General features: G+C 59.6%; 10 protein-coding genes. 7 read left to right on the forward strand and 3 right to left on the reverse strand.

What is annotated here, in order from left to right; all coding sequences use genetic code 11:
* The first annotated feature begins 1 nt into the window (after position 1).
* Positions 2 to 724 (forward strand): flagellar hook assembly protein FlgD, encoded by a 723-nt coding sequence (gene flgD / locus ABVN21_RS02345; RefSeq protein WP_339556460.1) that lies wholly within the window; start codon positions 2 to 4, stop codon positions 722 to 724.
* 31 nt (positions 725 to 755) lie between these two features.
* The gene (gene flgE / locus ABVN21_RS02350) at positions 756 to 2,099 is read left to right on the forward strand and encodes a flagellar hook protein FlgE (RefSeq protein ID WP_339556461.1); all 1,344 of its coding nucleotides are present in this window, start codon (positions 756 to 758) and stop codon (positions 2,097 to 2,099) included.
* Between the two features lie 242 nt (positions 2,100 to 2,341).
* Here flgE and ABVN21_RS02355 read toward each other — a convergent pair whose 3' ends face one another.
* Positions 2,342 to 5,236, reverse strand: a complete 2,895-nt coding sequence (locus ABVN21_RS02355; RefSeq protein ID WP_339556462.1) for a ribonucleoside-diphosphate reductase subunit alpha — start codon at positions 5,234 to 5,236, stop codon at positions 2,342 to 2,344.
* A 733-nt stretch (positions 5,237 to 5,969) separates the two neighbouring features.
* On the opposite strand from ABVN21_RS02355, the gene ABVN21_RS02360 reads away from it, so the two are divergent.
* Positions 5,970 to 6,692, forward strand: a complete 723-nt coding sequence (locus ABVN21_RS02360) for a response regulator (protein ID WP_339556463.1) — start codon at positions 5,970 to 5,972, stop codon at positions 6,690 to 6,692.
* Positions 6,689 to 8,299: an ATP-binding protein gene (locus ABVN21_RS02365; RefSeq protein WP_339556464.1), complete on the forward strand. Its 1,611-nt coding sequence runs from the start codon at positions 6,689 to 6,691 to the stop codon at positions 8,297 to 8,299. Before ABVN21_RS02360 ends, ABVN21_RS02365 begins: the two co-directional genes overlap by 4 nt.
* 55 nt (positions 8,300 to 8,354) lie before the next feature.
* Here ABVN21_RS02365 and ABVN21_RS02370 read toward each other — a convergent pair whose 3' ends face one another.
* Together ABVN21_RS02370 and ABVN21_RS02375 are read right to left on the reverse strand one after the other, a co-directional pair.
* The gene (locus ABVN21_RS02370) at positions 8,355 to 9,080 is read right to left on the reverse strand and encodes a 4'-phosphopantetheinyl transferase superfamily protein (protein ID WP_339556465.1); all 726 of its coding nucleotides are present in this window, start codon (positions 9,078 to 9,080) and stop codon (positions 8,355 to 8,357) included.
* A gap of 90 nt (positions 9,081 to 9,170) precedes the next feature.
* On the reverse strand, positions 9,171 to 9,962 hold the full coding sequence (locus ABVN21_RS02375; RefSeq protein ID WP_339556466.1) for a dienelactone hydrolase family protein: 792 nt from the start codon (positions 9,960 to 9,962) through the stop codon (positions 9,171 to 9,173).
* Positions 9,963 to 10,104: 142 nt separating this feature from the next.
* Here ABVN21_RS02375 and ABVN21_RS02380 point away from each other — a divergent pair, with 142 nt between their 5' ends.
* Genes ABVN21_RS02380 through ABVN21_RS02390 form a run of 3 tightly spaced genes read left to right on the forward strand, consistent with a single transcriptional unit; the run spans position 10,105 to position 12,519 of the window.
* Positions 10,105 to 10,443, forward strand: coding sequence for a hypothetical protein (locus ABVN21_RS02380; RefSeq protein ID WP_339556467.1), 339 nt, complete (start codon positions 10,105 to 10,107; stop codon positions 10,441 to 10,443).
* Between the two features lie 55 nt (positions 10,444 to 10,498).
* On the forward strand, positions 10,499 to 11,176 hold the full coding sequence (locus tag ABVN21_RS02385; protein WP_034146140.1) for a response regulator: 678 nt from the start codon (positions 10,499 to 10,501) through the stop codon (positions 11,174 to 11,176).
* Positions 11,173 to 12,519, forward strand: coding sequence for an ATP-binding protein (locus tag ABVN21_RS02390; RefSeq protein ID WP_339556468.1), 1,347 nt, complete (start codon positions 11,173 to 11,175; stop codon positions 12,517 to 12,519). The genes ABVN21_RS02385 and ABVN21_RS02390 overlap by 4 nt, the downstream gene beginning before the upstream one ends.
* The last annotated feature ends 77 nt before the right edge of the window (positions 12,520 to 12,596 follow it).

Here is a 12,596-nt window from a genome sequence, read left to right on the forward strand (position 1 = left end):
GATGAGTGTCAGCGATTCCACCAGCAGTTTGAGCCTCAATGACATCCTGGCCAATTCCTCGGTCAAGACCAACACCACGACGGACGGCCTGGCGGGGGCGGCCAGCAGCGCCACGGGCAACAAGGCCCTGGGCAAGGACGCGTTCCTGCAATTGCTGGTGACCCAGCTTAAAAACCAGAACCCGCTGGAGCCGCAAGATAACGGCGAGTTCGTTGCCCAGTTGGCGCAGTTCAGTAGCCTGGAAGGGATCACCACCCTCAACGATACCGTTACGGGCATTGCCAGCAACTACAACTCCTCCCAGGCATTGCAGGCCTCGTCGCTGGTCGGTCGTACGGTCATTGCTCCTGGCGACAAGGCGGTGGTTGACACTTCCAAGCCGCTCAAGGGGACAGTCTCAATACCGTCGTCGGTGCCGAGTGCCACGCTGAAGATCACCGACGCGGACGGTAAGGTAGTACGCACCATCGATATGGGCTCGCAGAGCGCGGGCAACGCCGACTTCATCTGGGACGGCAAGAACGATGCGGGTGAAGTTGCAGCCCCTGGCACTTACACCTTTGCCGCTACGACCACCATCGACAGTCAAGCCGTATCACTGATCACCAACCTGCCAGCGACCGTCAATAGCGTGACCATCAGCCAGACTGGCGGCGAGTTGATGCTCAACCTGGCCGGGCTGGGCAGCATCGCCCTGTCCAAAGTGCAAACCATTGGTATATAGAGCCGACTAGCACGGCACAAAGGAGTGGAATATGTCTTTCAATATCGGCCTTAGCGGTCTCTATGCAGCCAACAAACAACTGGACGTGACCGGCAACAACATCGCCAACGTCGCGACCACCGGTTTCAAATCGTCCCGCGCGGAATTCGAAGACGTGTATTCGGCAACCAAGCTGGGTACGGGCAGCAAGACCATCGGTAACGGCGTGCGTCTGGCCAACGTTTCCCAACAGTTCAGCCAGGGTGACGTGAACGGCACCGGCAACGTGCTGGACATGGGTATCCAGGGTTCGGGTTTCTTCGTGCTCAGCAACAACGGCGCATTGACCTACACCCGTGCCGGTACCTTCAAGACTGACAAGGAAGGTTACATCACCAACACTGACGGTACTGCACGCTTGCAGGGCTATGGTGTGGATGCCAATGGCAAGATTCTCAATGGCGTGCTGACCGACCTGCGAATCGACACTTCCAACCTGGCGCCGAAGGCGACCAACAGTGTTTCGTCGACGATCAACCTGAACTCCACGGCTGATGTGATCGACCAGACAGTTGCGGCCAACAAGTTTGATCCGAGCAAGACGGCCACTTATACCAAGCAGTTCACTACCCCCGTTTTCGATACCCAGGGTAACAAGCACGACATGGACCAGTACATGGTCAAAACCGGGCCGAATACTTGGGATACGTACACCGTGATCGATGGTCGCAACCCGGATGGCAGCGACCCTGCCGTGACTGCTCCGATCCCTTCGACCATGACGTTCGACTCCAGCGGCAAACTGGTTTCGGTCAGCACCCCGGTACCGCCGACTGTTCCGCCAACCATTCCGACACCTGCGCCGATTATCAGCAGTGATCTCAAAATCACCAACTGGACTCCAGGTTCCGTGACCGGTGGTGTCTGGACTGCCAACGGTGCAAGCGCTGACCCGGCCGGTGTGACCATTTCGATGGCCAACACCACGCAGTTCAACGCTGACACCGCACGTTCGATTCCGGCACAGAACGGCTATGCCACTGGCCAGATCACCAGCCTGACCATCGACGGCAGTGGTGTGTTGCTGGCCAACTTCAGCAACAGCCAGACCAAGCCGATCGGCCAGATTTCGTTGGCCAGTTTCACCAACGAGCAAGGTTTGCAGCAAGTTGGCGGTACCAGCTGGAAGGAAACCTACGCATCGGGCATTCCAGGCTACGACGCACCGGAGACCGGATCCCTGGGCCAAATTGTTTCCAACTCCCTGGAAGAGTCCAACGTCAACCTGACCAACGAACTGGTCGATTTGATCAAGGCGCAGAGCAACTACCAGGCGAACGCCAAGACCATCTCCACCCAAAGCACCATCATGCAGACCATCATTCAGATGACTTGATGCTGGCTAGCTGAGTCGCAGTACAAGGAGCCCCTCGGAAGAGGGGTTTTTTTGTGGCTGATAGATCAAAAGAAAATGTGTAGGAGCCGGCTTGCTGGCGATCCAGGCACCGCGGTTATCCAGACAGACCGCGTCATCGTTCATCGCCAGCAAGCCGGCTCCTACAAAAAGAAAACCCCCGATCAACCAGAGGCTCATCGGGGGTTGTCGAGTAAGCGCCTTGCGGCGCTCACCGGCTCAGCTTATTGGCAAGCTTCGCAATCCGGCTCGTCGATGGCGCAAGCCTTCGGCACTGGAGCAGGACCGGCAGGGGCTGCCAGGACCGAGTCGTCACCGTGGTTGCCGCCGCTGGAAACAGCGTTCAGCTTGCCGGTGTTGATGGTCGACTTCTCGGTGCTGGTCGCGGCCAGGGCACGGAGGTAGTAAGTGGTTTTCAGGCCACGGTACCAAGCCATGCGGTAGGTCACGTCCAGCTTCTTGCCCGAAGCGCCAGCGATGTACAGGTTCAGCGACTGAGCCTGGTCGATCCACTTCTGGCGACGGCTTGCCGCGTCAACGATCCACTTGGTGTCCACTTCGAAGGCGGTCGCGTAGAGCTCTTTGAGTTCTTGCGGGATGCGCTCGATCTGCTGCACCGAACCGTCGTAGTACTTCAGGTCGTTGATCATGACCGAGTCCCACAGGCCGCGAGCCTTCAGGTCGCGAACCAGGTACGGGTTGATCACGGTGAATTCGCCCGACAGGTTCGATTTCACATAGAGGTTCTGGTAGGTCGGTTCGATCGACTGTGAAACGCCAGTGATGTTGGCGATGGTCGCGGTCGGTGCGATGGCCATGATGTTGGAGTTACGAATACCTTTTTGTACACGGGCGCGAACCGGTGCCCAGTCCAGGGTTTCATTCAGGTCGACGTCGATGTACTTCTGGCCACGGGCTTCGATCAGGATCTGTTGCGAATCCAGCGGCAGGATGCCTTTGGACCACAGCGAACCCTGGAACGTCTCGTACGAGCCGCGCTCGTCAGCCAGGTCGCAGGAAGCCTGGATCGCGAAGTAGCTGACCGCTTCCATCGATTTGTCGGCGAACTCGACGGCAGCGTCGGAACCGTAAGGAATGTGCTGCAGGTACAGAGCGTCCTGGAAGCCCATGATGCCCAGACCGACTGGACGGTGCTTGAAGTTGGAGTTCTTCGCTTGTGGCACCGAGTAGTAGTTGATGTCGATCACGTTATCGAGCATGCGCACGGCGGTGTTCACAGTGCGTTGCAGCTTGGCGGTGTCGAGCTGGCCGTTGACGATGTGGTTCGGCAGGTTGATCGAGCCCAGGTTGCAAACGGCGATCTCGTCCTTGTTGGTGTTCAAGGTGATCTCGGTGCACAGGTTCGAGCTGTGGACCACGCCGACGTGCTGCTGCGGGCTACGCAGGTTGCACGGGTCTTTGAAGGTCAGCCATGGGTGGCCGGTTTCAAATAGCATGGACAGCATTTTGCGCCACAGGTCTTTGGCCTGGATGGTCTTGAACAGCTTGACCTTGCCTGGGTACTCGGTCAGGGCTTCGTAGTACTCGTAACGCTCTTCGAAGGCCTTGCCGGTCAGGTCGTGCAGGTCCGGTACTTCGGATGGCGAGAACAGGGTCCACTTGCCGTCATCGAAGACGCGCTTCATGAACAGGTCAGGGATCCAGTTGGCGGTGTTCATGTCGTGGGTACGACGACGATCATCACCGGTGTTCTTGCGCAGCTCGATGAACTCTTCGATGTCCATGTGCCAGGTTTCCAGGTAGGCACACACAGCGCCTTTGCGCTTGCCACCCTGGTTAACGGCGACGGCGGTGTCGTTCACCACTTTCAGGAACGGTACGACGCCCTGGGACTTGCCGTTGGTGCCCTTGATGTAAGAACCCAGCGCACGAACCGGCGTCCAGTCGTTGCCCAGGCCGCCAGCGAATTTCGACAACATGGCGTTATCGTGGATCGCGTGGTAGATGCCCGACAGGTCATCCGGCACGGTGGTCAGGTAGCAACTGGACAGCTGTGGACGCAGGGTGCCGGCGTTGAACAGGGTTGGCGTCGAGGACATGTAGTCGAAGGACGACAACAGGTTATAGAACTCGATCGCACGGTCTTCTTTCTGCTTCTCTTCGATCGCCAGGCCCATGGCCACGCGCATGAAGAAGATCTGTGGCAGTTCGAAACGCACGCCATCCTTGTGGATGAAGTAACGGTCGTACAGGGTTTGCAGGCCCAGGTAGGTGAATTGCTGGTCGCGCTCGTGGTTGATCGCCTTGCCGAGTTTTTCCAGGTCGAAAGTGGCCAGGACCGGGTTCAGCAATTCGAATTCGATACCCTTGGCGATGTAGGCAGGCAGGGCCTTGGCGTACAGGTCGACCATCTCGTGGTGGGTCGCGCTTTCGGCTACGCCGAGGAAGCCCAGACCTTCGGCACGCAGGGTGTCCATCAGCAGGCGGGCGGTCACGAACGAGTAGTTCGGCTCACGCTCGACCAGGGTACGGGCGGTCATCACCAGAGCGGTGTTGACGTCGGTCAGGGCCACGCCGTCGTACAGGTTCTTCAGGGTTTCGCGCTGGATCAGATCGCCGTCGACTTCTTCCAGGCCTTCGCAGGCTTCGGTGACGATGGTGTTCAGGCGACCCATGTCCAGCGGCGCGAGGCTGCCGTCGGCGCGGGTGATGCGGATCGACGGGTGAGCGTTGACCGCTTCCTCGGCCGGGGCGTGGGCAGCGCGTTCTTTCGAACGACCGTCACGGTAGATCACGTAGTCGCGGGCAACTTTCTGCTCGCCGGCACGCATCAGGGCCAGTTCGACCTGGTCCTGGATTTCTTCGATGTGGATGGTGCCGCCCGATGGCATGCGACGCTTGAAGGTGGCGGTGACCTGTTCGGTCAGGCGGGCAACGGTGTCGTGGATTCGCGACGAAGCGGCAGCGGTGCCGCCTTCAACTGCGAGAAACGCCTTGGTGATAGCGACGGTAATTTTGTCATCGGTGTAAGGAACGACAGTGCCGTTACGCTTGATCACGCGAAGCTGGCCCGGCGCGGTGGCGGACAGATCCGAATTCGAATCAGCGGCCTGCGGCAAGGTGCCCTGCGGGTTCTCGCGAGTTGTGTCGGTTTGCATGGGTGTCTCCACGTTCTCTATGTTTGTTTGGGCACCATCACGGTGCCCACCGTTCCGTCCTGAAGCACTACAACCGGCGAGTGCCGGGCATAACAACTTCGGGACAGTAGGAAGGGGGCTATATGGGCGCCGCTTCCATGCCGAAGTCTTTGGTCTCACGCCAGGGGCGAAAGACCGGGGTCCTTTGAGGTGACAGTTGGGGACTGCAACACCCGTACCGTTTTCACCCTTTTGGGCCGAAATACAGTAGCCATCCGCACGCGCGGTTTGGTCTTTCGAAAATACGTTTGGTTCAACCGGACAGAGGCAATAAAAGCGCTTGAAATTGGTGTCTGGTTTGTGTTTGGTTTTTTGCGCCAACCCCTACATCTAGGGTTTTTTTCGCGCCGGGGTACAAGATAATGCGTTTTGGGGGGGCATTGCAACGTACTACCTGTGGATAAACCTGTGCGTAAATTGTGTGTGAAAGATGGAATCGGCGTGTAGGCCGCGATGCTGCTGGACCGGACCTTTTTTCATCGATTTTCGACGAGCGAAAACGGCCGGGCGGATTTTTAAGGGCGCGAACCCTATCACAAAAATCTGCCTTGTCCGAACGCATTTACCGGCTTGTGTTCTGCGCGGGCGACGTTTATACATTCGGCCGGCGTCTATTCAATTTATCCTCCCCAATCATTACAAAAAGACGGGTGGATCCTTCCTTATTAGAGTTATTGGCAAGTAGAGGTTTTCCGTGGAGCAGCAAGCCTGGCAGGTATTGATTGTGGAGGACGACCAGCGTCTGGCCGAACTGACCCGTGATTACCTGGAAGCCAACGGCTTGCGTGTGTCGATAGAGGGCAACGGTGCCCTGGCCGCGGCGCGCATCATCAAGGAGCAACCGGACCTGGTGATCCTCGACCTGATGCTCCCCGGCGAAGATGGCCTGAGCATTTGTCGCAAGGTCCGTGATCGTTATGACGGTCCGATCCTCATGCTCACCGCCCGCACCGACGACACCGACCAGATTCTCGGCCTCGACCTGGGTGCTGACGACTATGTCTGCAAACCCGTGCGCCCGCGCTTGCTGCTGGCGCGCATCCAGGCATTGCTGCGACGCAGTGACACACCAGAAGCGATCCCGGAAAAACAACGGCGCCTGCGATTCGGCCCGCTGGTAGTGGACAACGCTTTGCGCGAAGCCTGGCTCAATGACAATGGCATCGAACTGACCAGCGCCGAGTTCGACCTGCTCTGGCTGTTGGTGGCCAACGCCGGACGGATTCTGTCCCGGGAAGAAATCTTCACCGCGCTGCGTGGCATCGGCTATGACGGCCAGGACCGTTCCATTGATGTGCGCATTTCGCGCATCCGCCCGAAAATCGGCGATGACCCGGATCATCCACGGCTGATCAAGACCGTACGCAGCAAAGGCTACCTGTTCGTTCCCGAGGCTTGCGTAGATCAAACCCTGTGAACTCGATCTTCCTGCGTATTTATGGCGGCATGTGCGCCGCGCTGATCCTGGTCGCAGTGCTCGGCGTGCTGGCGTTGCACATGCTCAACCAGGTGCGCAGCGAGCAGTACCGCGAGCGCTTGGCGCACGGCACGTTTTCGCTGATGGCCGACAACCTGCAACCGATGAACCAGACCGAGCGCCACCGCGCCTTGCTGGTGTGGGAGCGCTTGCTGGGTATTCCGCTGGCGCTGAAAACCTTCAACCAGACCGACCTCGACCTCACGCAGCGCACCCGAGTGTTGCGCGGCCAGGCGCTGGTGGAGCAGACCGGTCCGCATGCGGCGAAGGTTTACCGGTTGGTCAGCGACAAGGAACAACTGGTGCTCACGGGCGAAGTCCAGCAGATCAGCGAGCAACTGGCGCGGGCGACGATCTACCTGTTGACCGACGAACTGGTGCGCGTGCCGGTGGCCGAGCAACCTCAGCGCTTGGCGCAATTGAAGCAGGACAAAGGCTTTGGCTTCGACCTGCACCTGGTCACCGTCGATGAAGCGGACATGGACGAGGACCAGAGTCGCCGTATTTCCGAAGGCGATACGGTGATGGCGCTGGGCAAGGGTGGCGATTCGATCCGGGTGTTCGCCGGCATGGTCGGCACGCCGTGGGTACTGGAAATCGGCCCGCTGTATCAAATGAATCCTTATCCACCGGAGTGGTTGGTGCTGATTGCCGCGCTGGGCTTGACCCTGATCGGTTTGATCGTCTATTTGCTGGTGCGGCAACTGGAGCGCCGATTACGCGGGTTGGAAGCCGCCGCCACACGCATCGCCAAGGGCAGCCTGGAAACCCGGGTGCCGGCGCGCGGTGCGGACTCGGTGGGGCGTCTGGCATCGGCGTTTAACGGCATGGCCGAGCACCTGCAACAACTGCTGGCGATCCAGCGGGAACTGGTGCGTGCTGTGTCCCACGAACTGCGTACGCCGGTGGCGCGTCTGCGTTTCGGCCTGGAGATGATCGGTTCCGCCACTACGCCGCAAGCCCTGGAAAAATACTGCGAAGGCATGGACCACGACATCGAGGATCTCGACCGATTGGTGGACGAGATGCTGACGTATGCGCGACTGGAGCAGGGTTCGCCGGCGCTGAATTTTCAGCGCATCGATCTGGATGCGCTGGTCAATCAGGTGATCGAGGAGCTGGCGCCGTTGCGCGCCGAGGTCACGGTGCAGCGCGGGTTGTGCCTGTCGGCGGCCGATTGCGACGACGCATGGGTCGAGGCCGAACCGCGTTACTTGCATCGTGCTTTGCAGAACCTGGTGAGCAACGCCATGCGCCACGCGCAATCGCGGGTGACCATCAGTTATCAGGTGGGGCAGCAGCGTTGCCGGGTGGATGTCGAGGATGACGGGCCGGGCGTGCCGGAGCTGGCCTGGGAGAAAATTTTCACCCCGTTCCTGCGCCTGGATGACAGCCGCACCCGTGCTTCGGGCGGGCATGGATTGGGACTGTCGATTGTGCGGCGCATCATTCATTGGCATGAGGGGCGGGCGTTGATTGGCAAGAGCAAAAGCCTCGGCGGGGCGTGTTTCAGTTTGAGTTGGCCGAGGAATCAGGAGAAACGGTGACATGATTTGAGTACACCGCTGACCTGTAGGAGCCGGCTTGCCGGCGATGCCGTCCTCAGGCCTTGAGACTGACCAGACTCAACAACTGCCCATCCTTCACCCCGAACTGCGCATCCAGCTCGGTGCCGTTGCGCCATTCGCCGGACAGATCGGTCAGCAGGCGCAGGCGTACTTCACCTGCCGCGGTCCACTCCAGCACTTCAGCGTGCTCAAAATAAAAGCGCTGCTGAACGATCGGGTAGAGCGCCTTGAACAGGCTCTCTTTCACCGAGAAGGTCAGGGTCACCAGCAATGCCAATTGATCCCGCGGGCCAGCCGCCATGCGCTGTAACTCCGGCGTGGTAAGAATTTCCCCGGCCAGGCGTTCGGCGCGTTCGGCATTGAGCAGGTTTTCCAGGTCCATGCCCAATCCGCGCCAATGGTTTTTCCGCGCGACGATGGCCGCTGCCCGGCCGGTGCTGTGGGTGATCGAGCCGCTGATATGCGCCGGCCAGACGGGCGCCCGGTCTTCGCCGATGGTCGGGCTGAAATTCAAGCCTTCCAGCTGCTGCAGCGCAGCCCGGGCGCAGACCCGTCCGGCGAGAAACTCCGCCTGCCGTTTCGCCACCGAGCGCTGGATGGTCGCTGGCGCTTCAATAGCGCTGCGCTGGAAATCATCGTGGGCCAGTTGCGAAGTATTGAAACGGGTACTCAACAGCACCGCATCGGGTAGCACGAAGGGTAGTGGCCAGTGGGGATCCAGGGGCGTACAGAAGTCGGGCGGGGCGGGGATGGAATTCATGTGGGGCATTTTGCCGGGTTGCCTTGGAGCTGGGTAGTAGTGACTGGCTTTTGTGGTGAGGGAGCAAGCTCCCTCACCACAAGGGTACTGCTAGCTAAAGATTTTTTTGAAAAACGCCTGCATATCCGCCCACGACTTCTCGTCCGCGGCTTTGTTGTAACCGATGTCCGGCCCGCCATGCTCGCCATGCCCCAAACGATCGGCATCAGGATTGCTGAATCCGTGCTTGGCGCCATCGAGGCTGACGAACGTGTAGTCGGCACCGGCCTTGTCCATTTCTGCCTTGAAGGCCGCGACGTTATCCGGCGTTACCATACTGTCCAGCGCGCCGTGCTCGACCAGGATTTTCGCTTTCACGCTGCCGGGTGTCGCAGGCGTAGTGGTCGCGAGCGCGCCGTGGAAGCTCACCACGCCGGCCAATTGCACACCTTGGCGTGCCGCATTCAGCACCACTGCGCCGCCGAAGCAGTAGCCGATGGCGGCGATTTTATTCGGGTCGGTTTGCGCCTGACTCTTCAGTAGATCCAGCCCGGCCTGGAAGCGCGCATTGGATGCCGAGCTGTCTTTCAACGCGGTTTGCATGAACGCCATGGCGTCCTTGGGGTGTTCGGTGTTCTTGCCATCGCCATACATGTCGATGGCCAAAGCGCTGTAGCCCAGGCCGGCGAGATCGCGGGCGCGGCGCTTCGTATATTCGTTGAGCCCCCACCATTCATGCACCACCACGACTCCGGGGCGTTTGCCCTGGATGGCATCGTCGTAGGCGTAATAGCCAACTAATTTCGTGCCGTCGGCACTTTCATAGGGAATTTCCTGGGTCTTGATAGCGGCTTGGCTTAGCCCGCTCATGGCCAGCAAGAGGACAGCAAGGAACATGCGCATGGTCGAATCTCCTGTTCAAACATGGAAACACTCGGGTCGAGTTGATTCAGCTTAGGTTCAGTCTGCGTTCAGGGGGAGTTCAGGGCGGAGTGAGTAATCTTGCCCGTACCCGAAAAGCGAACAGCGCATGAGGAAACTCCCTATGACTGGCTTTAAAAATCTGCTTCTGGCGTTCACCGTCTTGGGCGTCAGTGTTGCCGCCCATGCCGCCGAAGATAACTTCGCCAGCCTTACCTTTGGAGAGACTGGCGGCAAGGTCAAAAAGTCCCGTGTGCTGAGCCGTTCAAGCGTTGAGGTTGTGCCGGGTAGCAGCAGTGCCTGGGGCGCGAGTCTGAGTCAACAAACCATTCACTCAGGCTATTACGCCACGTACGCCAATGTGTCGGTCTCGCACAATGGCACTAAACTCCGCCACGAGGACCTCATGGGCCGCTACGATTTGTCTTATCCAGTGGGTATCAGCAAGCAGTTGTCATGTTAGCCACCGAGGTGCAAGTTTGTACCTCTGGAGATGTTGATTTACCCGGGAGTGCGTTATGAAATTGCTGGTTGTCGAAGATGAAGCGCTGTTGCGCCATCACCTGCAAACCCGCCTGACCGACAGCGGCCATGTGGTCGAGTCGGTGGCCAATGCCGAGGAGGCGTTGTATCAGACCGAGCAGTTCAACCACGACCTGGCGGTGATCGACCTCGGCTTGCCGGGCATGGGCGGCCTCGACCTGATCCGTCAGCTGCGCTCGCGGGGCAAGACCTTTCCGATACTGATCCTCACCGCGCGCGGCAACTGGCAGGACAAGGTCGAAGGCCTCGCTGCCGGGGCCGACGATTACGTGGTCAAGCCGTTCCAGTTCGAGGAGCTCGACGCGCGCCTGAATGCCTTGCTGCGCCGTTCCAGCGGATTCACCCAGTCGACCATCGTCGCCGGGCCGCTATTGCTTGATCTCAATCGCAAGCAGGCGACCCTCGATGAACAGCCGCTGGCGCTAACCGCCTACGAATACCGCATCCTCGAGTACCTGATGCGTCATCACCAGCAAGTGGTGGCGAAAGATCGCCTCATGGAACAGCTGTACCCGGACGACGACGAGCGCGATCCGAACGTGATCGAAGTGCTGGTCGGCCGTCTGCGCCGTAAACTCGAAGGCCCGGCCGGGTTCAAGCCGATCGACACCGTGCGTGGCCTCGGCTACCTGTTCAATGAGCGCTGCACTTGATCCGTTCCCTTCGTGTCCGCTTGATGCTCGCCGCCACTTTGCTGGCGGTATTGTTCATGCTGGCGTTGTTGCCGGCGATGCAGGGCGCGTTCAGCCTGGCATTGCAGGATTCCATCGAGCAGCGCCTGGCGTCGGACGTCACCACGTTGATCTCCGCCGCCCGGGTGGAGAACAACCAGTTGCAGATGCCGGCGCAATTGCCCGACGAGCGCTTCAATCTGTCTGACTTCCGCTTGCTCGGCTACATCTACGATCGCGAAGGTCATCTGGTCTGGCGTTCCAAGGCCACCCAGGAAGAGAACCTCAATTACACACCGCGTTACGACGGCCGCGGCAACGAGTTCGCCCGGATTCGCCAGGCCAATGGCGAAGAGTTTTTCGTCTATGACGTCGAAATCAAGCTGCTGGGTGGCAAAAGCGCGGCGTTCAGCATTGTCGCGCTGCAACCGGTTCGCGAGTACGAAGTCACCCTCGAAGGCCTGCGGGAAAACCTTTATCTGGGCTTCGGCGCGGCGTTGCTGGTGCTGCTGGCATTGTTGTGGATTGGCCTGACCTGGGGCTTGCAGGCGCTGCGCCGGCTAAGTCAGGAACTCGACGAAATCGAAGGTGGCGCACGCGAAAGCCTCAGTGAACAACACCCGCGCGAGCTGCTGCGCTTGACCGGCTCCCTTAACCGCTTGCTGCACAGTGAGCGCGAGCAACGCAGCCGCTATCGTGATTCCCTCGACGATCTGGCGCACAGCCTGAAAACCCCGTTGGCGGTGTTGCAAGGCGTCAGCGAGGACATGGCGCAACGTCCCGAAAATCGCGATCAGGCCTGGGTGTTGCAAACCCAGATCGAGCGCATGAGCCAGCAGATCAGCTATCAATTGCAGCGCGCCAGCCTGCGCAAAAGCGGACTGGTGCGGCACCAGGTCCGCCTGCGTCCGGTGCTGAAAAGTCTGTGCGACACGCTGGACAAGGTCTACCGCGACAAACGCGTGCAGGTCGCTTTTGAACTGCCGGAAGAATGTTACGTGCCGATCGAGCAGGGCGCCTTGCTGGAAATGCTCGGCAACCTGCTGGAGAACGCTTATCGCCTGTGTCTGGGCGAAGTGCGAATCAGCGTGCGCCAGACCCTCGGCGGCATCGAGTTGTGCGTCGAGGACGACGGCCCTGGCGTGCCAGCGGATCAACGTGCGCGAATCCTGCAACGTGGTGAACGCCTGGATCGCCAGCATCCGGGGCAGGGCATTGGCCTGGCGGTGGTGAAAGACATCATCGAAAGCTACAGCGCCAAATTGACCCTGGGCGACTCACCCTTGGGCGGGGCGGCGTTCAGGATTCATTTTCCGCTGGTTTGATCGATTTCCTGCAGGAGCCCGAATTGCCGCGATGGCATCCTTGAAAGCGCCATCGCCGGCAAGCCGACTCATCCAGG

It is taken from the genome of Pseudomonas sp. MYb327 (assembly GCF_040438925.1).
GTDB lineage: Bacteria > Pseudomonadota > Gammaproteobacteria > Pseudomonadales > Pseudomonadaceae > Aquipseudomonas.